This is a genomic window from Coleofasciculus sp. D1-CHI-01 (assembly GCF_040218875.1).
Classification (GTDB): domain Bacteria; phylum Cyanobacteriota; class Cyanobacteriia; order Cyanobacteriales; family Coleofasciculaceae; genus Coleofasciculus.
Genome location: NZ_JAVJQP010000182.1, coordinates 1 through 22,525 on the forward strand (window position 1 = coordinate 1; position 22,525 = coordinate 22,525).

Annotated in this window: 14 protein-coding genes and 1 pseudogene; 8 read left to right on the top strand and 7 right to left on the bottom strand. The window is 45.8% G+C overall.

The genetic code is table 11. The features are described 5' to 3' along the window. The 4 genes and pseudogenes from RIB93_RS30725 to RIB93_RS30740 all read left to right on the top strand — a co-directional run. Positions 1-1,166, top strand: a 1,166-nt coding sequence (locus RIB93_RS30725; RefSeq protein ID WP_446378807.1) for a TIGR04222 domain-containing membrane protein, incomplete at its 5' end; no start/stop codon positions are given. Positions 1,167-1,500: 334 nt separating this feature from the next. After that, the gene (gene alaS, locus RIB93_RS30730) at positions 1,501-4,134 is read left to right on the top strand and encodes an alanine--tRNA ligase (protein ID WP_446378809.1); all 2,634 of its coding nucleotides are present in this window, start codon (positions 1,501-1,503) and stop codon (positions 4,132-4,134) included. Between the two features lie 357 nt (positions 4,135-4,491). Then, complete coding sequence (locus RIB93_RS30735; RefSeq protein ID WP_446378811.1) at positions 4,492-5,805, top strand: hypothetical protein; 1,314 nt, start codon at positions 4,492-4,494, stop codon at positions 5,803-5,805. Positions 5,806-5,912: 107 nt separating this feature from the next. After that, a pseudogene (locus tag RIB93_RS30740) lies at positions 5,913-7,898 on the top strand (pentapeptide repeat-containing protein). Between the two features lie 254 nt (positions 7,899-8,152). On the opposite strand, the gene RIB93_RS30745 reads toward RIB93_RS30740, so the two are convergent. After that, positions 8,153-9,577: a protein adenylyltransferase SelO gene (locus RIB93_RS30745; protein ID WP_446378813.1), complete on the bottom strand. Its 1,425-nt coding sequence runs from the start codon at positions 9,575-9,577 to the stop codon at positions 8,153-8,155. 143 nt (positions 9,578-9,720) lie between these two features. Here RIB93_RS30745 and RIB93_RS30750 point away from each other — a divergent pair, with 143 nt between their 5' ends. After that, positions 9,721-9,981 (top strand): chlororespiratory reduction protein 7, encoded by a 261-nt coding sequence (locus RIB93_RS30750; protein ID WP_446378815.1) that lies wholly within the window; start codon positions 9,721-9,723, stop codon positions 9,979-9,981. A gap of 219 nt (positions 9,982-10,200) precedes the next feature. After that, complete coding sequence (locus RIB93_RS30755) at positions 10,201-10,746, top strand: cation:proton antiporter domain-containing protein (protein WP_446378840.1); 546 nt, start codon at positions 10,201-10,203, stop codon at positions 10,744-10,746. Between the two features lie 130 nt (positions 10,747-10,876). On the opposite strand, the gene RIB93_RS30760 is transcribed toward RIB93_RS30755, so the two are convergent. After that, positions 10,877-11,422 (bottom strand): DUF2854 domain-containing protein, encoded by a 546-nt coding sequence (locus RIB93_RS30760; protein ID WP_044209510.1) that lies wholly within the window; start codon positions 11,420-11,422, stop codon positions 10,877-10,879. Between the two features lie 301 nt (positions 11,423-11,723). Between RIB93_RS30760 and RIB93_RS30765 the strand changes: the two genes are divergently transcribed. Beyond that, positions 11,724-11,984 (top strand): hypothetical protein, encoded by a 261-nt coding sequence (locus RIB93_RS30765; RefSeq protein ID WP_446378817.1) that lies wholly within the window; start codon positions 11,724-11,726, stop codon positions 11,982-11,984. A gap of 344 nt (positions 11,985-12,328) precedes the next feature. Beyond that, a complete protein-coding gene (locus RIB93_RS30770; protein WP_446378819.1) occupies positions 12,329-12,514 on the top strand; it encodes a hypothetical protein in 186 nt (61 codons plus the stop codon). A 121-nt stretch (positions 12,515-12,635) separates the two neighbouring features. Here the strand turns inward: RIB93_RS30770 and RIB93_RS30775 are convergent, their stop codons facing one another. The 5 genes from RIB93_RS30775 to RIB93_RS30795 all read right to left on the bottom strand — a co-directional run bounded on the left by RIB93_RS30775 (position 12,636) and on the right by RIB93_RS30795 (position 21,658). Further along, positions 12,636-13,172 (bottom strand): NAD(P)H-quinone oxidoreductase subunit J, encoded by a 537-nt coding sequence (locus RIB93_RS30775; RefSeq protein ID WP_446378821.1) that lies wholly within the window; start codon positions 13,170-13,172, stop codon positions 12,636-12,638. Continuing rightward, the gene (locus RIB93_RS30780; protein ID WP_446378823.1) at positions 13,165-13,908 is read right to left on the bottom strand and encodes an NADH dehydrogenase subunit K; all 744 of its coding nucleotides are present in this window, start codon (positions 13,906-13,908) and stop codon (positions 13,165-13,167) included. Before RIB93_RS30780 ends, RIB93_RS30775 begins: the two co-directional genes overlap by 8 nt. A 445-nt stretch (positions 13,909-14,353) precedes the next feature. Continuing rightward, positions 14,354-14,716, bottom strand: coding sequence for a photosynthetic/respiratory NAD(P)H-quinone oxidoreductase subunit C (gene ndhC / locus RIB93_RS30785; RefSeq protein ID WP_446335100.1), 363 nt, complete (start codon positions 14,714-14,716; stop codon positions 14,354-14,356). A gap of 296 nt (positions 14,717-15,012) precedes the next feature. Beyond that, a complete protein-coding gene (locus RIB93_RS30790; protein ID WP_446378826.1) occupies positions 15,013-19,068 on the bottom strand; it encodes an amino acid adenylation domain-containing protein in 4,056 nt (1,351 codons plus the stop codon). Between the two features lie 1,141 nt (positions 19,069-20,209). After that, positions 20,210-21,658, bottom strand: coding sequence for an amino acid permease (locus tag RIB93_RS30795; RefSeq protein WP_446378828.1), 1,449 nt, complete (start codon positions 21,656-21,658; stop codon positions 20,210-20,212). Positions 21,659-22,525: the final 867 nt, after the last annotated feature.

A 22,525-nucleotide genomic window follows, 5' to 3' on the forward strand; every position in this document is an offset into this window, starting at 1 on the left:
CGGAGCAGTTGAAATTTGAAGACTGGTATAGCAGAACATTAGAAAGCTACAAACAGTTTTTTGGGCAGATTCCTCCCATCGATATTTGGTCTGATCCCAAAGACCGATTTGGGCGCGATTTACAGGTTGTTCGGGTGAATAACCAGCAAAATTGGATTGTGCCTAAGCTATCTTTAAATTGGCTACCCAAACGGCAACACCAACAAATCGTCGTCCTCTTCCTTTTGTTTCTTTTGGCATCAGTTGTCACGGGTTGCCAAATTGTTTCCACAATTCCAAATCCCTTAAACTTCACAGGTTCGGAATTTTTGATTTTCTACTTCCTGCTATCCATTGGTGTTGTATTCATCGCTTTCCGCCTCCAAGTTTATCTGCGACTACCGGGTGGCAATCTAGTAGAAAAACCCGTATCTCTTAATCCTTACGAAGTAGCTTATCTGGCTGAAGGTAAAAATCGGGTTGTGGATACGGCGATCGCTAGTCTCGTCCAAAAGGAATACGTAACCGTACAGCCAGAACAACGAAGCTTGACATTGGCGGGAACTGTAGAAGTATTGTCTCATCCTGTAGAGCAAGCCGTTGCCAACGCTATTACGTCAGATGGCTGTCATATTGATCGGGTTCGGATACAGGCGACTCAAACAATAGATGTAATAATCGAGGAAATTAAAAATCGATTACACCAACTTGAACTCTTAATCAGCCAGGAGCAATTATTTAAAGTCCAAGTTTATCCAACCCTTTTAATCGTTGCCCTGTTAGGATTAGGCATGGCAAAAATAGGCGTCGGTATTTATCGAGGAAAACCGGTGGGGTTTTTAGTTATCATGTGTCTTATTATAAGTCTCATGATTTCATGTTTAGCGGAGACTCCAAAACATCGTAGTCGCTATGGTGATCAAGTATTACATGATCTTCGTAGCCGTATCCCCTTAAACGTTTTAAGTCCTGAAGATTCTCAACTCGCTCTAGCATTTGCGATTTGGGGGAATAAAGTTTTACGACACGATTTGTTGGCTGATTTAAAGATGGTATTCACGTCAGTATCTAGGAGTAAAGTGAGTAGTAATAGTGGCGGTGGAGTTGGTTGCGGTGGTGGTGGTGGAGTTGGTTGTGGTGGTGGTGGCGGCGGCGGTTGCGGTGGTTGCGGCGGTGGTGGCTGTTAACAACTTCTTGGTAATTTGGGATTGATCACCAGTTATGCAATATTTCAGGACAACAGATTTTGATGCGATCGCTACTCTCTAACATTTTTTTGAACCAGCCAGTGTCCGGGATATTGTGTTTGTCGTTTGCGCTTGAACCGGGGGGATTTTCAGGGGGAGATTCGGTAAGGGGGTAGTTAGCCCGGATTTGGTATGAGAATCAAAAATCCTGCAACAATCGATAACAAGTGTAAAAATGGATCACGATCGCACTGACCAACCTCGTTATCTCTAGGATGGGTGAGTCTAACGTCCAAAATCCTACCAATCCATTCCTAGTCTTGATTGAAACACCATGCCCAAATCTCCCAAATCCCTCAGGGGTAACCAAATCCGACAAAAATTCCTGGACTTCCACGAAAAACGGCAACACCAAGTTCTGCCGTCGGCTTCCTTAGTCCCCGAAGATCCCACCGTGTTACTCACCATCGCCGGGATGTTACCCTTTAAACCCATATTCCTGGGACAACGCCAGTCGGACTTTGCCCGCGCCACCACGTCGCAAAAATGTCTCCGCACCAATGATATTGAGAATGTGGGACGCACGGCGCGACATCATACCTTCTTTGAAATGCTGGGCAATTTTAGCTTTGGCGACTATTTTAAAGAACAAGCGATCGCGTGGGCATGGGAATTATCCACACAAGTCTTTGCATTGCCCCCAGAACGCCTAGTGGTGAGTGTGTTTCGAGAGGATGACGAAGCCTTTGCCATCTGGCGGGATAAAATTGGTATCCCTGCCCATCGTATCCAGCGGATGGGCGAAGAAGATAACTTCTGGGCATCGGGTCCTACAGGTCCTTGTGGTCCTTGTTCAGAACTCTATTACGACTTCCACCCGGAAAAAGGGGACAAGGATATCGATTTAGAAGATGATACCCGGTTTATTGAGTACTATAACCTGGTGTTCATGCAATACAACCGGGATGCAGACGGGAATCTTACCCCCCTGCAAAATAAAAATATTGACACCGGGTTGGGATTAGAGAGGATGGCGCAAATCCTCCAACAGGTTCCCAATAACTACGAAACGGATCTGATTTTCCCAATTATCAAGACGGCGGCTGAGATTGCTGGCGTTGATTATGCTAAAAGTGATGAGAAAACCAAAGTCTCCCTAAAAGTGATTGGGGATCACATCCGCGCCGTCGTTCATCTGATTGCTGATGGAATTACCGCCTCGAATATTGGACGCGGCTATATCCTACGCCGTTTAATCCGGCGAGTAGTGCGTCATGGGCGATTAATTGGCATTCAAGGAGAGTTTACCACCCAAGTCGCCGAAAGCGCGATCGCACTGGCTGAAGACACCTATCCGAATGTGCGGGAACGGAACGATGCGATTCAAGCCGAATTGCAACGCGAAGAATCGCAATTCCGCAAAACCCTCGCACGCGGCGAGAAGTTATTGGCAGATATTCTGGCGCAAAAGCCTGAGCAAATTTCCGGGAGGGATGCGTTTACCCTCTATGATACCCATGGTTTCCCCTTAGAATTAACCCAAGAAATTGCCGAAGAACATGGGTTAACGGTGGACATTGCTGGCTATGAAGCGGCGATGAAAGAACAGCAAGAAAACTCTCAAGCCGCCCACGAAACCGTTGACTTATTGGCACAAGGCAGTTTGGATGAAGTGACATCTGGAGTTGCGGCGACTGAATTCTTAGGATATACCGTACCTGCCACGACTGCCCAAGTGATGGCGCTAGTTGCAAATGGCGAGTCGGTTGAATCAGCCCAGACGGGGACTGAGGTGCAAGTTGTTCTCGACCAAACCCCATTCTATGCCGAATCGGGGGGACAAATTGGCGATCGCGGTTATTTATCTGGCGATAATTTAGTAGTACGGATTGAAGATGTCAAAAAAGAATCCGACTTCTTTGTTCATTTTGGTCGCGTGGAACGGGGAACTCTAAATCTGGGGGATACCGTTACCGCCCAAATTGACCGCGCTTGTCGCCGTCGCGCCCAAGCTAATCATACGGCAACTCATTTATTACAAGCGGCGCTGAAAAAGATTGTTGATCCGTCTATTTCCCAAGCGGGTTCTTTAGTCGCCTTTGATCGGCTGCGGTTTGATTTTAATTGTTCCCGTTCCCTGACAGCAGAGGAATTGGTACAAATTGAGGAGCAAATTAATACCTGGATAGCCGAAGCCCACGGCGCAGATGTGGCAATAATGCCCCTAACAGATGCCAAGGCAGAAGGTGCGATCGCGATGTTTGGCGAAAAGTATGCCGATGAAGTACGAGTAATTGATTTCCCTGGTGTTTCAATGGAACTCTGTGGGGGGACTCATGTGAATAACACCGCAGAAATTGGTGTGTTTAAGATTGTCTCCGAAACGGGCGTCGCGTCTGGGATTCGGCGCATCGAAGCTGTAGCAGGTCCTGCGGTATTGGATTATTTGAACCTACGGGATAAAGTGGTCAAAGAATTAAGCGATCGCTTTAAAGTCAAACCTGAAGAAATCCCTGATCGAATTACCAATCTCCAGAACGAACTCAAAGCGTCTCAGAAAGAATTAGACGCCGTGAAACAAGAATTGGCATTAGCCAAATCGGATCAGGTATTGAGTCAAGCTGAATCCGTGGGAGAGTTCAAAGTTTTAGTAGCAAATCTAGGAGACATTGAACCCGACGCCCTGAAAACAGCAGCGGAACGACTCCAGCAAAAACTGGGCGAAAGTGCGGTTGTTTTAGGTTCGATTCCTACAGAAGGTAAAGTCAGTTTAGTCGCGGCGTTTAGTGCCAAAATCCACAAAGACAAGAAGCTACAAGCCGGTAAATTTATTGGTGGAATTGCCAAACTTTGCGGCGGTGGCGGTGGGGGGCGTCCCAATTTAGCCCAAGCTGGGGGACGAGATTCCAGTAAGTTACCGGAAGCCTTGGATGCGGCAAAACGCCAATTAATTGAACAGTTGCAGTAATTTTGTGTAGTCATATCCCCGAAGTCTTAGAGGCGTCGGGGATTTCCTTTTCAATGCTGTTGGGTATTACGATTAGTGAACGTGACTTTGCTTGAGGAAACAATTGATGCGTTGACCTTCCTCAAACGCGAAATACGGGTCTATAGGCTGGCACATTTTTCCATTATAAAAATTATCCCCCAAAACCGAAACCTTGTCAAGCGATCGCGTCCGATCAAATCCGGTCAAATCCGGTTGAATACTCACACAAGGCAGGGTGTGTTAATACAGCCGTTACCGCTGTAATTTCTAGGCGGGGGATCTTAATTTACCGAAGTGTAGGGCATAATTAAATAAAAGAATGAGTGGATCTGCTTTATGGCTAACTTCAACCTCCTACGTTTCAAGTTCCCGCGCAAGAAAGCCCCGAATAGGGGAACTGATCCCTCAGTCATCAGTACCCAGCCTGTGATACTCAAACCATCAACTCCCACTCAGTCTTCCTCCAAATCCCTTGCTGCTCTCGCCAAACAAGCTGAGAAAAACTACTACGCTACTTATGGAAAACCTAAACGGCGAGGATTAGCTAAAGTCTTTTGGACAATGATACTAATTGGTATCCCCCTTGGCATTGTCGCGATGATGATTTGGGTAGCTAATTTGCCTTATCCAGTCATTCGCCGTCCCGTGGCGCGGAATGCTCCTATTCTACTGTTACCCAGCTATATCACCCTAGACTCTAACTACCGACAAGCTATTACGGCGGTTGAACAAGCCGAACGGCTAATTAATCAAGCGACAAGTCCGGCTGACTTAGAGTTGGGGGAACAAAAATTTAAAGAAGCCCAGCAACATCTTGACAAGTTACCCACGGGATTTTTAAAGGATTTACCAGAATACAGTTATTGGTGGTATGACTCGTACTTTAGCATTTATGGCTTCAATACCGTCCGCAAAAAGGTTGGAGAATTAGAAACTAAGGTATTCCAAGAAAAGAATGCTCAGATTTTGTTGACTGATAGCGAACAAGAACTTTTGAAAGCCAAACAGCACTATCAGCAAGCCTCAACGCCAACAGATAAACAACTCGCGATCGCAGATTGGCGTTCAGCCATCGATCAATTAGAGCAAATTCCCGGTCAGACTTTGGCAGGTAAAACAGCACAAGCTCAACTCGATAATTACAAACGGGATTTTAAAGAAGTAGTTGGTCTGGTTGCGGGGAATGAGCGTACCATGACCTTAATTCTAGTTGCACAACAGTTTTCTTGGCAAGCCGCTAAAGCTGCCCAAAACCCACCTCACACTGTTGCTAAGTGGGAACAGATAGAAAACTTATGGAAAGAGGCGATTCAGGAACTTGAGCGGATTTCTGATGATGATTTAGCCGCTTATGGAAAAGCACAAGAACTACTGGCACAGTACAAAGCGAACTTAGGACAAATAAAAATCAGACGGCAAGAAGAAGCTGATGCTGTCAAAGCTTTGGAAAAAGCTCAATACCAAATTCAAATTTTACTACGCATTACTCCTACTAATGCAAACGATGTAAACGGCAATTCTCGGATTATCAGTCAGTTACAGGGAATCATCTATGAACTGGAAAAGATATCCAATGGTACAACCCCTTATTTGGAAGCCCAACAGCTTCTGCTTTCAGCCAAAAATAAACTCAATCAGCTTCAACAGTAAGGTGTCAAGCACGTAAAAAGTTAAAAGTAAAAAGATAAATACAGAGAAAAAACGATCTCATATTTCACAGTAAAATAATTGAACGAACCTTTAAAAATACAATCGCCTTGAAGCCAATTAAATTCTTACACCCTTTCCCCAAGCGACTCCTCGGATTCCTGCTTACGTTTCTCCTCCTCCTCATCCCCCTCCCCGCCTTCGCCGCCACTCCAGAACGTCAACCGTTAACCCTGGAACTCCTAGAAGAACGCCTAGAATACCCGATTCAAAGCGAAGGCATTTGCACGATTGATCTGCGCCAGTTTGTTATTGATTTAACCAACGAGAATACAGACTTTCGGGATCAGTTTTACCAACACCTGCAAAGCAAGCTGACTCGTTCTCAAACCCCTCTCGCTTTAGACTTGAGTGAATCCTTGATTCAAGGAGAGTTTACGGCTAGCAAATTAGGCTTGCAAACCGCCCTCTCCCAAGCCACGTTGCCTTCCCTGTTAACTGACCAGGAACAAGAAAAATTAGCAAAAGATTCTCGCTTCATCACCGAATCCAGTGACCAAGTTCCCTCGGTTACAGTCTTTCGGGGGACTCTCAAGCTGAATCAAACTCGTCTAAGCGGTGCAATTAATTTCGCCAATACCTTCTTTCTGCAACGCTTAGAAGTCTCTGAGGCTGTGTTTATCCAGGAAGTCGATTGGTCAGGGAGTAGTTTTAGCCAATCTGTTGATTTTAGTAACACTACGTTTGGTCGAGATATTAACTTCAGCGGTGACACCTTCTTTGATAAGGCTGGGTTTACTCAGGTGGAGTTTAAAGGTATAGCCAATTTTAGTCGGTCTACGTTTCATGGGAATGGGAATTTTAGTCAGGCAGAATTTGTCCAGCTTGCCAATTTTACCGGAAGCCAATGGCTAGAAGATGCCGATTTTTCCCAAGTGATTTGGCGCGATCGCACGTTGTTGAGTAAGAGTCGGTTTACTCAGTCGTTGTTACTCACCGAGGCGACGTGGGAAAAATCCACTAGCTTCCGGGGAAGCCAGTTCCAGCAACCGATTTTAATGCGGGATGCGAGTCTACTTGACCAAATGGATTTTAGTAATACCCGCTTTTCTCCCAATGCTTATGTTAAAGTCGCTGGGATGACCTTTGACTCAGACGAAGCTAAAATTTTTGGTGATGCGGGTCATGTCGGACAAATTCTATCCGTTCCCAAACTCGAAGGAAATGAAGATGTACTGCGAAATTTAGTCCGCAACTTTCGCGAACAAGAACAAATTCCTGATGCGAATTCCTTAGATTATCTTCGGGAACGATTGCGACGGGAACAACTGTGGGGACGTTTACTGGGTAGCATTCTCCAACTAATGGGTCGCGAGGATATCAATCTGTGATCGCGCCATTGGCTAATTGATGCTCTGCACTGGGCGGGATTGAGTTTACTGCTGCTATTAAGTGCCGATGGTACCAGTTTTGGCTTAGTGTTCGGCGTGGGAATGATTGCGATCGCCTATTTTGGGTTGCTGTTTTGGTTGCTTGACCGTTGGCGGCGACGTTACCCTAAACCGATTCTACCCACCTCTCTAGAAACAATGTACATGGTGGGGAGTGGGGCGGCGGCTACTGTGGGCGGTGCGATCGCGATTTTTCAAACCAGTGAACAACCCTGGCTGACGCTATTGTGTTTGGCGGGACTTCTGTTTCCGATACCCCTATTGCTGGTGTGGCAACTGTATCGGCAAGGACGTTATCATGATATGCTCAATGTCACCTATTTTGTCGAAGATGGGGGAATGCGGCAATTACGCCTCCTGATTGGACGCCTCCCGGTTATGCCTCGATTTGGCTTTTTCCGCGATCGCTATATGCCGATTCTGTGGGATCGCCGCTGGAATTGGCTGAATTATTATGACTTTAGTTTTAATAATTTGCTTAAGTTTGGATTTAATGATATTCGCTTGAGAGAGGAACATGTTCCCGGTATTATTAGTACATTGGCGTGGTATCAGTGGGGTTTAGGTCTTGCTTATATTGCCCTGTTATTATGGACACTTTCTCGTACTATTCCAGGGCTGAATTTATTGATTTATTTGAAATAATAAGTAGGTGGACACAATTAACGTGAACGGTTGAGATTAGGGAACAGGGAACAGGGAACAGGGAACAGGGAACAGGGAACAGTAAGGGTTTAAGGTTTGTTTACAAAAGTTAGTATGGTGCTGTTTTCTTTTGTCCGACTACTTAACACTGATTTCAGCCCTTATATAAACGTAGCTTGCTTATCAAGGGAGTGAGTATGACATAAGACCAATGACCAATGACATAAGACCAATGACCAATGACCAATATAAGATTATTTTTTTCGTTGTAAGCGTCTCACCAACTCATCAAACGGTTGCCAATTATCGTCGCGATCAATAGCTGCCCAAACCTCTTCAATAACAGGTCGTAGTAATGCGGTTTTCGGATTCTTCTCCTGTAACCGCTCAGCCATTTCATCCAACTCATCCGTTGACAAATCCTGCAAAATATGATGATATAAATCCCGCCAATTAGCTAACAACAATTGCTGTTCAGCCGACTGGCAAAAAGACGCCTGATCAAAAATTTTTGAAGCATCATCCCGCCAATTAGGATGAAACTGCTGGGTTAATTCAGCGAAGAAGGCATGATATCCCACCTGAGTTTCCTTTAACAACTCAATTGTCCTCCTCAATAACTCATTCCCTTGTGGTTCGTTCACTTGCTCAAACCCCAGCTTATTTAGCATCAACTGCCGATAAGCCTGATAATAGTGTTCCTCATAAGCCGCTAATCCAGCTTCCATATCAGCAACCGGAATCACCATACCTAACGGTTGCTGTAACATTTCCAAATTCAACCGACAAATACTCGGTTGATTGCCATAACAATAGCGTCCGTAATAGTCAAAATATGCCGCCGTAAACACAGGATTATAGGTGGGGATAAACGCATAAGGACCATAATCAAAACTTTCCCCCGTAATCGACATATTATCCGTATTTAAAACAGCATGACAAAAGCCTGCTGCCATCCATTGAGCCGCTAACTCTGCCACTCGTTTCACTAACTCGGCGTAAAATTGGCGATATTGCTCAACTCTATCCTTCTGTTGCAACAGATGTGGATAATAATAGTCAATCACATGATCAAGCAGCGTTTTAATTAAATCCCGACGCTTAAAATAGCGCAACCGTTCAAACGTGCCAAACCGGATATGAGAACGACTCATTCGTACCATCACCGATGAACGAGTGGGTGACGGTTCATCCCCTCGCCACAAATGTTCTCCAGTTTCAATCAAACTTAAACAGCGAGAGGTACGCACACCTAAACCATGCAACGCTTCCGCCGCTAGAACTTCCCGTACTCCACCTTTGAGGGTCAATCGACCATCCGCACCCCTAGAATAGGGAGTTGTCCCGGAACCTTTCGTGCCAAAATCATAGAGTTCGCCATCGGTTCCCCGCACCTGACCAAAGAGAAACCCGCGACCATCTCCTAATCGGGAATTATATTCGCCAAACTGATACCCGTGATAGCGCAAGGCTAAAAAGGGTCGTATGCCGACAAACTGGCCAAACGCCTGGATAAAATCCGCATCTGTCACCCTTTGCGGGTCTAACCCTAAAATTGGCAGCAGTTGGTCATTACGGAACCGCAGGTGATGACAGGGGAATTCGGCGGCGGCGACTTCATCAAAATAGTCATAGCCGAGGGATTCTAACGCTCTTTCGTATTCCAGGGAGAGAAACATATTGATATTGGTTATGGATCATGGGTCATTTTTCTATACTAAATGTAAGGAATTACTCCAGCCTTGTCTTCTGAGCCTTCCCGGTTCTGTCCAGGAACGGGGAACCAAGACTAATTACTGTTGAACTACACCCGTAATGAACCATGCCTGATTCAATCATGTACCAAGAGGATGCTTATGTTGTTCTGGAAACGAACCAACCGGAGCAATTTCTCACACCTGAGGAGTTACTGGAAAAACTCAAAGCTATTTTAGCAACACGGCAGGATAATCTACCCCGTGATTTACAGCAATTTTCTTCTGTGGAGGAGCAAGCCAAGTATTTAATGGAAACCTCCTGTGACTTGGATATGGAACCTGGAGAATATTTGCAATGGTATATCGTGCGGCTAGAAAAGCGGTAGTAAAAAAAGGACTCCTGACCTCAAACGTCTGGAGTTCTGTTTAAATGGACTTTTTTAAATTAACCTCTAAAAGCCTCTACTGCATAATTAATTTAGCCCTCCCTATGATCTACCTTTAGGTATATTATTAAAATCACAGTTTTATTTTAACTTATAGAGAATGATTCAATTTTTTGTAAAAATGATAATTTAGTCAAAAAAATTATTGAGAAAAAGTCAATTCTCGCTTATACAATTGCCCTTTCACTTCTGGTATTGGGGGCAGCAAAGTTACTGGGTAGCGATGGTATTCTAGCTGTTTTTATAACCGGATTAGTCTTTGATGGACTGGTGAATACTCAGCAAAGAACTCAGGAAGAGCGTATCCAAGAAGCTGTGGATCGCTTCTTTACTCTACCCATTTTCCTGTTATTGGGTTTGGTCATACCCTGGCAAGACTGGCTACAACTGAGCTGGAAAGGCTTACTGCTAGTGGTAGCCGTCTTGTTCTTGCGCCGCCTCCCCGCAATCCTGGCGCTCAGTCCTTTGATTAAGCACCTGCACGGTGTCTCAGATCCTCTGTTCGTGGGTTGGTTTGGTCCCATTGGCGTTGCGGCTCTTTACTACTCTCATCTAGCGCTGCGCCTCACGGGTAATCACCAGGTTTGGGTGGTTAGCAGCTTGATGATTTTTGCCTCTATCCTTGCCCATAGTATTAGTGCCACGCCTTTGAGCCAGCTCTATGGCTTTAAACATCAGAATCGCCAAACCTCTGAGGCTCACTAAGTAGGGTCTGCTGAATAAGTGGTGAGGTGAGGGGGAGATGGGGGAGATGAGGGAGATGGGGAAGATAGGGAAGCCATGTAGAGACGTGCCATGGCACGTCTGGAAGGTGTTCCACAAGAACATACAAAAGTTAAGGTGCAGCAATCAACGCCACATCAACCTGGTCTTCTTCAGGTTGACTCAATTCAACTCGGATATTCGGACCAAAGAATTTTTCTATTTTTTCCCGCTTTTGTTCCCATGTTTCAAAGGGAATCAGCGGCGAGTAAAATTCCAGTACTAACGTGTAAGCACCATCCACTACAGTTTCTCGTAAACTATTGAGGTCTGGTCGTTCCTCATCGCTAGGTGATAGACCCAAACTTTCCAGGGAGCTATCGAGGTGAGCGTCTTGACCGTAACGATAACGCATCACATCTTGGCGAATTTGGTTTTGAATCGGAGTAGCTGTCTGCTGTCGCTGTTGCAACACGTCTGGTGGTGTGGGTTGACTTAAGGGTACAGGCTTGAGTTCAGCTGCTTTCAGGGCAAAACCGCCCAGTAAGATGGGGACGCCGTAGAAAAATCCCACTAAATTTAAGGTCGCGTTCTCGGTGGCATAAGCCACAAAGCCGATGATGGTCAGTACTCCCCCAACCCACAATCCTACTGTTCCCAAGGAAATTTTGCGTAACATCTTGATTTAACTATCTACACAACAATCACTTTAGCTTTATTATCGGGTCAAGGGGTGGCATGGGAAATGATCGGGTGCAGAACATCCATGTTTTAGCTCTTGGATCTTGCCTGAGTTGCTCTAGGGGAGCAAAGGCAAAAGCGTCAACGTCGTATTGTCTTCGTTATACTAGGCAAATTCGCTATCTCGTAGCGCGATCGCTGTGTCGGCAGAAGTCCAACCTTCTCTGTAGCATGGTATGTAAACAGTTTTTATAAACCCAGTTTTGTTTAGTCTGCTGTTGTCTATATAGCGTTTTCAAATGATTCAAGAAAAAAAGCAACAAGCATCCTCAAAAAAACACCGTTTTCGCGATCAGCTTGATTCGTTAAAGCGTGAGGATGAAACCCTAAATAATATTCTGGCTGTTGATGTTTGGGCGTTGGCAAAAACCATGGATGAATTTTATCCCGGCTTTTGGTCAGCGTTTATGAAAAATCGAGAAAAGGCATTAAAGCGATTTATTGCCGAAGTGATTAAAAATAAACCGACTAAATCCAAACGTCCTCCTTTCCTCAGCTAGGATAAGCTGTCATGCATTTAAATTGGGTATTAGCAGCGAGCAAGATGCTCGCACTACAAGGATTTTGCCATTCTTAACATTAAGGTTTAAATGCCGAACAGCTTACCCGTTCAGTAAGTGAATCATCAACTGAAATCCTGGAAACTTATTCCTTGCTTAAGGGAAGGATAAAACAACAGCATGTTAATATTTAGTTATGGCAGATGTACTACCCAGGAAATCGGTCTATTTTCTGGGTGTACCTTTCCACGCATCTTTGATATGCCTGGGTTGAGGGAACGCCTCAACTTATATCATTGTTGGTTTGCCAATTAGAAAAATAGCGAAACTAAAGGATAGGAATTATGGACTCACAAGCCATGCAAGAGCGCATAACTGTCATTGAGAGTAAGCGAGAGTTTCTCGTCAAACTGTTGGAGGAACCGAATTTAGGTACTCTGAGAATCGATGTTAATCAAGCCCTCGAAGAACTAGACGATTTAATTGAGGAATTTAAGCGAACATTTCCTGAATCAAGCAGTAATCTTTAACCAATTATTTGGCTCGCAAAGCTACCTGTCAAAATTATTGTCTGACTTTCCTTACTCTTGTTTAAAAGTAGGCGAGCAAGATGCTCGCACTACTTTTTAAAATTGGAAGGAGTTGCTCAAATTAATAAGCATCCTGCAATTCATAGAAGTCAGGCGAGATATAATCCTTCCGCAGGGGCCAGCCCACCCAATCTTCCGGCATCAAAATCCGCTTCAGATTGGGATGTCCTTCATAGACAATGCCGAACATATCGTAGGTTTCCCGTTCTTGCCAGTCAGCACTCTTCCAAATCCAATAGACTGAGGGCATCGTGGGATTTTCTCGTGGTAGAAATACCTTCACCCGGACTTCTTCAGGTTGCTCAGCATCATCGCTGATCTTAATTAAATGGTAGAAGCTGACCAACTCTTCGCCAGGACCGACATCATAACCCCCTTGACATTGCAGGTAGTTAAACCCATAAGCATACAGAGCCGTGGCAACGGGAATCAAGACCTCTGGTTGTACCTTAATCACCTCAATTCCCAGGTGATCCGGTTCCATTAACTCGGTTTCAAACCCGTTTTCCTTCAGCCAGCCGTGGACTTCTCCTGTCTCAGCGAGTGGGGATTCTTCAGTATTTTCTTGGGTCTGTTCTTTGGACTCTTCTTCAGCCACGATTGACCTCCTGCTGTTGAGAAGACTTCAGTGCGGGGGGTACAGGCATTCCCATCGCTTCGGTTAACTCCTTCGGTGGAGTGTGGCGATTTTCAGACCGCAAGTATTGACCCGTGAGAATCTCTGGCACTACCTTCATGCTATGAGTGGTGCTGTAATAGCGGTGGGTTGGACTCAGGGCTGCCCGTTCCTGGATAGACTCATTTGCCACCTTCTTACGAAGTTTAACAATCGCATCCATGATCGCTTCTGGACGGGGAGGACAGCCGGGAATGTAAACATCCACGGGAATCAACTTATCGACACCCCGCACGGCGGTTGGTGAATCGACGCTGAACATCCCCCCAGTAATCGTACAAGCCCCCATTGCCATCGCATATTTAGGTTCCGGCATTTGCTCATACAGACGCACCAGCGCTGGTGCCATTTTCATCGTGATTGTGCCAGCAGTAATAATCAAATCCGCTTGTCGGGGACTCGAACGCGGGACTAATCCAAATCGGTCAAAGTCAAACCGAGAGCCAATCATCGCCGCAAATTCAATAAAACAGCAGGCGGTGCCATACATCATGGGCCACAGACTGGAAAGCCTAGCCCAGTTATAGAGGTCGTCTACTGTCGTCAAAATGACGTTTTCTGAGAGGTCTTGCGTGACCTGAGGACGACTGATGGGATTGAGAATTTTTTCTTTGGGTTGCGGCTTTTGGGGTGCCGCGTTTGCTGTATCTGTATTCATCCAAATATTCGCGACTGGATACCTCATCCATAGATAGTATGGGCAGTTAGAAAGCCGCGCCTCCTAGGTAAAGTACAAAAATCTCTAAACCCCTACCGCCTTGGATTTACTCGCCGACGTTCGACATATTGCCCTTGCCTGTCGCCTGGGTAGTTACTTTCCTCGTGCTTTTAACCTGTACGGATATGGGTTGTTTGATTGGGCTTGCGCCCCTCCCTTTCGGGGTAACGTTAGCTTCGCCAAAGTTATGTCTCGGTACTTTCTCCAACACACTGGCTTTTCCCTATAACCTGTTTAATGCTGGAGTTGTAGAGCTACAGACTAGCTACGCATCCGTAGGTACGAACTTTAACACTTAGACATAACGTAGTTCAAGGCAGAACTTAGACTGGTAAACATAGGCTTTTGGAAAGCCTCTTCCATGCCTAACCATGGACGGGGTAGTTTACGACCATTCTAAAGCTCCTTTGCGCCAAGCGTAAACGAGGGCAACGACGAGAATTGCAATAAAGATGAGTGCTTCGATAAACGCTAGTAGTCCTAGCTGATTGAATGCCACTGCCCAGGGATAGAGAAACACGGTCTCCACATCGAAAATCACAAAGACCAGGGCAAACATGTAGTACCGGATATTGAACTGAATCCAAGCGCCCCCAATCGGTTCCATGCCAGATTCATAAGTCGTCCGGCGTTCGGGGTCGCGGATGTTGGGTCGCAGCAGCTTAGAGGCTGCCAGTGCTAGGACGGGGACTAAACTGCTTGCCAGTAAGAACCCTAGGAAATATTCGTAGCCGCTAAGAACAAACACAATAGGTTAAGTGTCCCTAAATCTTGTCGTTATTACTTCTTTACATTCTTTTACCCATTATAAGGGTCGTGGGTTTTCTGCAAATTGAAGCGGGTCAAGTTTTTCCGAGACGATGAGATTTTCGCGATCGCAGCCCGCCCGTCACCTGTAATCCCCCTGTAGGGGCGACCCGCTTGCATCAATTAACGACTGTATCCACTCAATTAGGTCGGGTCGCCCTATACTCAATTGTCAAGATAATTAGATCCCCGACTTCTTGAAGAAGTCGGGGATCTGGTCGTTATCCAGCAATTATGTCACACCAACTGGTTGTAGTCCAGATAAGCCCGAATCACCTGGCTATTGACTGACGGACAAACAATATTCGTTCCGGCTAAACCCGCTAACGTATTCTGGGAGTCAAACGCCTGAGAGACTAAAGCCGCCGTTTCCAGATAGGGGCGTTGGTTTTCACCCACCCATTGAGTAAACAGGAACACTAATGGACTCAAGGCATTGTCCGGCTGGGAACTAGCCACCTGAACCAGCTTGTCTTGCCAGGTAGAATAGTCCATCCATTCAATCGGATGACCAATAGCCCGAATTTCATCCACGAGTTGCTGTAAGGATACCATCTCCGGACTGACTAAATGAAAGGCTTGACCGAATAACTCCGGTTGCTGGGACAGATGGATCATCGCTTGGGACACGTAGTCTACAGGAGTCAAGCTTAGATTTAAGTCCAACTCCGGCGCACTCCCCAATTGAATCAACCCTTTAATTAATCGGTCAATTAAATCCCCCTGTTGAGACGCCCCGGTTTGGCTATGTCCCGTAATCATACCCGGTCGGTAAATCGACGCTGGAATCCCCCGTGCGTGTGCCTGTTTGACTAACTTCTCACCCACCCATTTACTTTGAGCATAACCATCCGATAGGTCATCCCCTGACTCCAACTCATCCTGTTCTAAAATCACCGACATCTGAGCATAGCGCGGCGATTGAAACACATCCAACGTCGAGACAAAGTGAACGGGTTTGACCTTGGTTTTACTGGCTAATTTGAGAATTTCCTGAGTCCCCAAGACATTAGCGGTTCGCAAGGCGCTGTAGGGATAAATTAAGTTGACAAATGCCCCATTATGATAGATACAGTCAATCTCGCGAGTTAACGCTTCATACTGCGACTCTGATAGTCCCAACCGAGGTTTCGCTAAATCGCCCAACACAGGGACAACTCGTGACTCCAACTTATCTGATGAAAGTAAATAGCGGTTGAAGCTGGCGGCAATTTTTTGCTGACCCGCCTCCAGCGTTTTGGCACGCACTAAGCAATAGACGGTAGCATTCGTATGCTGAAGTAATTCCTGCAATAAGAATGCCCCCAGAAAACCTGACGCGCCTGTGATCAAAATCTTTTCCGGTGCCGTGTCTGTCTGACGATAGGGCTTTTCTGGATAAATCGTCTCATCCAAAACCGCATCGTTGGCTAAATTCGTGACCGCGATTGTACCCGTCACCGTCGTCCCATCCTCTTCAGATTGAGACGGATCAGCCTCAGTCTTAGCGGTAATTGTTTGAGCCAGTTCCGCCACCGTAGGCGCTTCAAATAGAGCAAACAAGGGCAACTCCACCTGGAATTGTTCTCGCACTTGTGATAACAGTTGCGCCGTCAGCAGCGAATGTCCGCCTAGTTCAAAGAAGTTGTCATACACACCCACACGTTCAACATCTAATACAGTTGCCCAGATTTGCGCTAACGCTTGTTCAATGGGTGTGCGCGGTGCGGCGAAGGTATCCTGAGCTACCTGTTGTGCCTGGTTCGGGTCAGGTAACGCCTTGCGATCGACTTTACGGTTGGGTGTTAGGGGCAAACTATCCACTAACACAAAGGTCGAGGGAACCATATAAGTGGGTAGTTTATCACTCAGGAACGATCGCAACTGCGCCAGCGATAATCCTTGAGTTTTAACCATAAGCTCAATACTCTGATGGATTTGCTCCTGCTGGGTGGGTGTGGTCTCAAAAATCACCCCAGCGTTTTCCTCAACATGCCAAACTACAGTGCCTTGCAGCCACAAAGGATTTTTCACCCCTGGCAGTTGTATCCGTAACAGTAAGGATTGGTTGTTTTGCCAAAATGTTGGGGTGAGTGCCTTTAAGCTAATCCCGTTGCGGCTGAAGTTTTGCGTCGTCACTTCCACTTGTTGACCTGACTCAAATTCAGCCATACCCTTGATCTGGAGTGGAATTCGGGGTTCTGCCCGCAGATTTCCTAAGCTGCGATGGAGTTTTGCCTTCTGGCTCGTCGTGGTATCAAACTTGACGCCAACATAGTCTTCAAACTGCCAAACAATATGACCTTGCAGCCATAAGGGTGTTTCGACTCCGGGTAATTGTAATCGTAGCAATAGGCGTTGTTGATCCGTTTGCCAGGAGTTAGCCGTTGTTGCCTTTAAGCAAATCCCCTCATGGCTGATATTTTGCGTCATCACCTCAATTTTTTCACCGGACTCAAATTCCGCCAAACAATGAATGTGCAGCGGGATTCGGGGTTCTTTACGGCGTAAGTCATGAACCATCAATCCCTGGGTTTGGGCAATGTGTTTGATACTCTGACGTAAACATGTCTGTTGGCTGGAGGTGGTGTCTAGGGAAACGTCTACCCATTCCAGAGATTTTGTGGCGATGGTTCCCGTGAGTTGGAGTTCATCGGGAACGCCCGGAAACTGGCAGCGCAGCGTCAACGATTGACCGTTTCGCCAGGAGGCGGGAGCATGAAGCAAACGAATACTATTGACCGAGAAATTGCTGGTGGTTAATTCAAGGTCTGGATTTCCCTCACACGCCACCCAGCATTTTGTTTCTAAGGGAACATGTTCGACATCCAAGTCGCTAACCAGATAAGCAACCAAGCGCTTTTCGCCATTACTGTCATCACGGGCGACAACCACCGCGTCTCGGATACCGGGATGCTGGTAGAGGGCAGATTCAATCTCACCCAGTTCAATCCGGAAGCCGCGAATTTTGACTTGGTGATCCAAGCGACCTAAGCATTCGAGAGTTCCATCGGGTAAGTACCGGGCTAAGTCTCCGGTGCGATAGAGACGGGCACCGGGTTCTGGACTAAAGGGATCGGGAATAAATCGTTCATCGGTGAGATCCGGTCGGTTGAGATAGCCTCGTGCTAAACCCACCCCACCAATCAGCAATTCTCCCGGTTCTTCTACTGGTACAAATTTAATCGGGTCAGATGAGTTTTGCTCAGGATGAGCCAGATAAATTTGGGTATTGGCAATGGGGCGACCAATGGGGATGGACTTCTGTGCAGATTCTACCTTATGCACGGTTGACCAGATTGTGGTTTCCGTGGGTCCGTACATATTCCACAGAGAAGCACTCCGTTCTAAGAGTTGACGCGCCAATTCGCGAGACATGGGTTCCCCCCCACAGAGAATTTTAAGCTGGGGATTTCCCTGCCAATCAGCGGCTAATAACATCCGCCAAGTGGCGGGGGTGGCTTGCATGACGGTAGCCCCGGATTCTTGCAAAACCGGGATTAACTGAGTTGCATCGGCGGCGACATCTCGCGTTACTAAGACAATATCAGCGCCAACCATTAAGGGTAAATACAGTTCCAATCCGGCAATGTCGAAGCAGATAGTGGTGACAGCCAGCAGGGTGTCATCGGCGGTGAGTCCAGGGGCGACACTCATGGAGGTGAGGAAATTTACCAGCCCACGATGCAAAACTTGAACGCCTTTGGGTTTACCCGTTGAGCCGGAGGTATAGATGGTGTAGGCTAAATTGTCGGGCGTGACGTCACTGTCTAAATTCTCTGGACTATGTTGGGCAATTGCCTGTTGATCTGTATCCAGGCAAACCACTTGGGCTTGGGTGTCGGGTAACCTTATGAGTTGGTTTTGTTCCGTGACGATGACAGGGACTTGGGAATCCTCAATCATCAACGCTAATCGTTCTTGAGGATAGGCGGGATCAAGGGGAACATAAGCACCTCCAGCTTTGAGAATTCCCAGTAAACCAACCACCATATCTAGCGATCGCTCTAGACATATCCCCACCAGTACATCGGGTCTTACTTGTAGCGTTTGTAAGTAGTGAGCAACCTGATTAGCGCGGCGGTTCAACTCCCGATAGGTTAGGGTTTGCGCGTCAAACCGTATCGCGATTTTGTCCGGTGTGCGACGCTCTGCTTGTTCAATTAACTGATGAATACATTGATCAGCGGGATAGTAGGTTTGGGTTTGATTTAACTGTTCAAGTCGCTGCTGTAATTCACGTTTTTGGTTGGGTTCAGGAATACCGTGGAGTTGCTCAATTTCTAATGATGATTGAAATGAACGATTCATCATATTTTTCCCTTGGAACAGGTTTACAGTGGTCTTTTTTCGGTTTAAATCGGTGATTTGCCACTAAAAATATAGCTATTCGCTATTTTTTTAGCTGAGACAGGGGGCATTTTTTTTAGTGTCACCTACTTATTCCCTTTTAACAAACTAAATTCAGCAATTTGGTTAAGCAATAAATTTAAGAATTATTGCTCAAAGTTACGTTGAGTCCGATATAGAACCTTTGATACTCAAGGGGGATAAAACTCTAGTCAGAAACCCAATCAATATGGCTTTCGGTATGAAAGTAGCTATTTTTTGCCCGTTACTCTCAAAATTAGATAGGATTAGAAAACTCTCAAAAAATTAACTCACTCAATTGTTTCCGGCTAGAGGGCTACAACCGGAATAATTTGGGCTTGACAATTGTAGATGCACCCCCATAATCCTTCTCCATCACTAGAGCATAAATCATATAAACTCTTTAATTTCCTAGACAATGGTCTCAAGACCTCATCAATTTCTTTTGCCATAGCGATACCAGATGGATAGAGTATCTGTCACGGTTGAGTTAGTCGGCTTTTGTAGCCTGTAATACAGTCGTATGACTTGTATTTTATCTTTTCGTATAATATTCTAATCCTCTCCTCTGATCAACAAGATGAGGCAAACTTTACTAAGTCTTTAAAAATGAACATCAATTCTTGATGAAGTTTTTAGCGCTTGAGGGTATAGTGATCCAATGGCGTCAATAATGTATCTTAACTTAACAAAAATAGAATAAATGAAATAAACAATAATGTTTCTCAAACAAATAGAGACACCCTAAGCTGTTATGCAAAAATACTTGAGCAGCTTCGTAGATACGATGAAGCAGGGGGAGCAGAGGGAGCAGGGGAAGCGGGGGGGAGATATTAGCTGCTGGCGTTATTTCTGCCTTCTTGCACTAGGTTGGCGTCTCTACATCACAACCAGATACAGGGAATTGTGTAGGGGCGGGTTTCACTACTATCGTTTCTTCTCTCACCCAGATGCGACTAAACCCGCCCCGACTCCCCTATCTCCCAGACGTGCCATGGCAAATCTCTACCAGTACCCTAGCTTTCACCTGGAATATATGGAATGAAAGTTTCATAGAATCTCCCTTTTAGAAAAAGGTAGATTGTCAATCCTGATACCCCGTTAATCCCAACGCCGTCGCTTCTTCCGGGGCTTGAGCCACCAGTCGATTACTCCGGAACACTAAAAAGTAAACACTTGCCACAATCAGCGCTATGCCAATCCCCCAAACACCGCCTCGGTAATCAGGGATAGACATACAAGCAACTAGGGCAAATGTGGCTAAAGCCAAACCCACAAATGCTCCCGCCGTTCCCAATGGGCTTTCGTAGGGTTTCGGTAAATAAGGATTCCCTTTTAGCTTCATGTAGCTAACCATGACCAAAATATAGGAAATTAATGCCCCAAACACAGCCATATTCAAAATCACAGCATCGACAGCTTGAATACCGGTACTCACCAGTAGCACACAGATAAATCCAATCGTCGCCCCGGCAATTAATGCTCGATGGGGGGTATGACTTTTATTCGTCACCGATAACCAACGGGGTAAATACCCAGCACGGGATAGGGAGAAAATAATCCGTCCGTAGGCAAACATATTACCGTGGAGACTGGCAATTAAACCACAAATCAGCGCCAGTGCTGTGACAATGGTACTGGTTGCGCCTGCGCCAAAATAAGCCTCTAACCCATCTTGCAGGGGAGCATCGGATTGTCCAATCGCCACCGCGCCCCCGCCAACACCGGAGTTAATCACTACGGTAAAAATTGAAAGAATAATCAGGGTAACCATACCAGAAATCATTCCCGTTGGCATATTCCGAGGCACATTATCGGTTTCCTCCGCCGTCATCGGTAATTGTTCAATCGCCAGATACAACCATATCGCAAAAGGAATCGCCCCAAACACTCCAAACCAGCCATTCGGTAACCAGGTTTCTGATTGTCCCGGTTCAGCCGGAATATTAAACAGCAGGTCAAAATTGAATTCACCCGATACCAGCATACTCACATAGAAGATGGCTAATACTGTCATCGCGATGATGGTTAGCCAAAGACAGACTGTCACACTCAGTTCAAAACCTCGGATATTAATTGCCAAAAAAACAGCGTAGGCAAATACCCAGATAAAAAAGCTGGGCAGATTGGGAAATAAGGGCTTGAGGTAATTGCTCAAACTGAACACCAGCGCCGCATTAGCTAGAACATATTCAATCGTGACGGTAATCCCACAAATAAAGCCCCAAAAAGGACCGAGGGCATAACGGGTGAACGAATAGAATCCGCCCGCATGGGGGAGGGCGGCTGAGAGTTCAGCACTGCTATAGACCAAACAGAGATACATAATTGCCATTAAGACAGCGGCAATACTAAACCCCCAGAATCCTCCGGCGGCTAAACCATAGTTCCAACCATAGAAATCACCTGAGATAACCGCACCAACCCCTAAACCCCATAAGAGTAAACTACCAGCATTTCCTTGAAGTTGTCGCCGTCTGATATAACCATTATTTACTGTTTCGTAAGTCGCAATACCTTGAGAATGTTGCATCGATAAACCTGATCCTCAACTGTTTACCTTGCACCCCAATAACCATTCATTCAGCTCAAACCTTTGGTCGGTTAAACTCACCAGATTGGGCGGCGTTGCCTGACCTTTTTTCCCCAGTTGAGAGGAAAAACGGATACCGCCTGTTCATTGCTGATTGCTAATTGCGAAGAACAAGGTCGCTTGCTTAAAGAGAAGCAAGTCTGATCTAGTTCTTTAACCACATCATTTCATTCTTCTGCTAAACGTAATACAGATCCGGATTGACAGTAAAGCTGGTTTAAGCGTTGATATAGAGGTGTTTGCTTGGAAAAATTAATCAAGGTGTATTACGCAAATCCGGGACTTAGCTTGATAGTTGTATGACAAAATGATTCCAGGCTGTCGAAGCGATTCATGCCATTTTTTTATCCTGTAACGAATAAAGCACCTCAGCTAAGTAGTCGGACTTTGATTAAATTAAAGTTAAAGGTTGAGATTAAGGAACACCTCGGACTTCGGCGTGAGCGCTCAGACTTCGGCGAGCGCTCAGTCGAGCCGTCGAACGCTCTCCTTACCCTAGAAGTTGACAACAATTTGTCTATAATTTGACATCTAAGGACGATTATGATAAAGCTGGCTAAATGTTATAATTTCCTAACAAAAAAACGCTTCTCTCTCTTGCATTTATTGTTAGAAACGCTACAATTTTTGGTGAAAGAAATTAAATCGTCAACTCACAATAGGACAGACAATCAATTATCCCACCTGAGTTCCGAGAAAATTTCCCCTAACCCTGAAACCAATTAACACTCAGGTGAGTCGTCTCCAAACTAACTAAATTTGGAAAGTTTTTCCCCAAGTTAACCCAACTTAGAGGGGGTACATCTT

Bases quoted from the DNA above. Each gene is read 5' to 3' on its own strand.
- RIB93_RS30760 (WP_044209510.1), bottom strand. From the start codon at position 11,422: ATGTTACGCAAAATTTCCTTGGGAACAGTAGGATTGTGGGTTGGGGGA.
- RIB93_RS30770 (WP_446378819.1), top strand. From the start codon at position 12,329: ATGGACTCACAAGCCATGCAAGAGCGCATAACTGTCATTGAGAGTAAG.
- RIB93_RS30745 (WP_446378813.1), bottom strand. From the start codon at position 9,577: ATGTTTCTCTCCCTGGAATACGAAAGAGCGTTAGAATCCCTCGGCTAT.
- RIB93_RS30795 (WP_446378828.1), bottom strand. From the start codon at position 21,658: ATGCAACATTCTCAAGGTATTGCGACTTACGAAACAGTAAATAATGGT.
- RIB93_RS30750 (WP_446378815.1), top strand. From the start codon at position 9,721: ATGCCTGATTCAATCATGTACCAAGAGGATGCTTATGTTGTTCTGGAA.
- alaS (WP_446378809.1), top strand. From the start codon at position 1,501: ATGCCCAAATCTCCCAAATCCCTCAGGGGTAACCAAATCCGACAAAAA.
- RIB93_RS30790 (WP_446378826.1), bottom strand. From the start codon at position 19,068: ATGATGAATCGTTCATTTCAATCATCATTAGAAATTGAGCAACTCCAC.
- RIB93_RS30735 (WP_446378811.1), top strand. From the start codon at position 4,492: ATGGCTAACTTCAACCTCCTACGTTTCAAGTTCCCGCGCAAGAAAGCC.
- RIB93_RS30780 (WP_446378823.1), bottom strand. From the start codon at position 13,908: ATGAATACAGATACAGCAAACGCGGCACCCCAAAAGCCGCAACCCAAA.
- RIB93_RS30765 (WP_446378817.1), top strand. From the start codon at position 11,724: ATGATTCAAGAAAAAAAGCAACAAGCATCCTCAAAAAAACACCGTTTT.